This is a genomic window from Oleiphilus sp. HI0066 (assembly GCF_001635725.1).
In genome coordinates this window covers 1-764 of record NZ_LWFH01000064.1, presented here as the reverse complement: position 1 = coordinate 764, position 764 = coordinate 1, and the positions used below count along the sequence as shown (strand labels likewise).

The following is a 764-nucleotide window of genomic DNA, read 5'->3' as shown; positions in this document are numbered from 1 at the left end:
TCGTGCTCTTCGTGAAGGGCTTCATCACGACTTGGGGAATATGGGAGACCCAAGGCTATATTCCGTTTGTTACGTCGGCACTAAACGTCTTATTGATGATTATGTCGAAGAGGTATGCGTCGCGCTACAATTTCTTTGCCGACACCCTAAATCTTCGATGCTTCCAGCTCAGCAACTTGATTTTTTCAAAGCAATTCTCCTTAGTTATGGCCGACCGGCTTTGTTGATGAGTGGTGGCGCCTCGTTAGGAGCATTTCACTTAGGTGTAGTTAAAGCGCTTTGGGAACAAGATCTTTTACCTCAGGTTGTCGCAGGATCAAGTGCAGGGTCTATCATTGCTGCCTTATTAGGAACGCATACTGATGAAGAGCTGCCAGAGTTTTTCGACCCTGAGAATTTGAACCTTAAACCCTGGAAATGGGCGGGTATCTTAAATGGTCTTCGTGGTCGCGGGTTTATGGAGCAAAGTAAACTACGCGAGTCGATTCGTTACTATATCGGTGACTATACGATGCAAGAGGCCTTTGAGAGAACTGGCCGCAGTGTCAATATCACCGTGTCCCCTGTGAAGCATCAGCAAAAAGAGAGGCTTTTAAGCGGTTACACATCGCCTAACTTAATGATGTGGAGCGCGGCGCTGGCGTCTTGTGCTGTTCCTAGTATCTTTCCTCCTGTTCAGTTGCAGCAAAAGGATGAGAAGGGAAATCATGCGGCCTATATGCCAAATATGCGTTGGGTGGATGGAAGTGTGGTTTCTGACTTGC

Annotated in this window: 1 protein-coding gene; it reads left to right on the top strand. The window is 47.3% G+C overall.

The genetic code is table 11. From position 1 onward, the window contains the following. Nucleotides 1-764 (top strand): DUF3336 domain-containing protein (locus tag A3738_RS01135; RefSeq protein ID WP_156503863.1); only part of this gene is annotated, 764 nt, incomplete at both ends.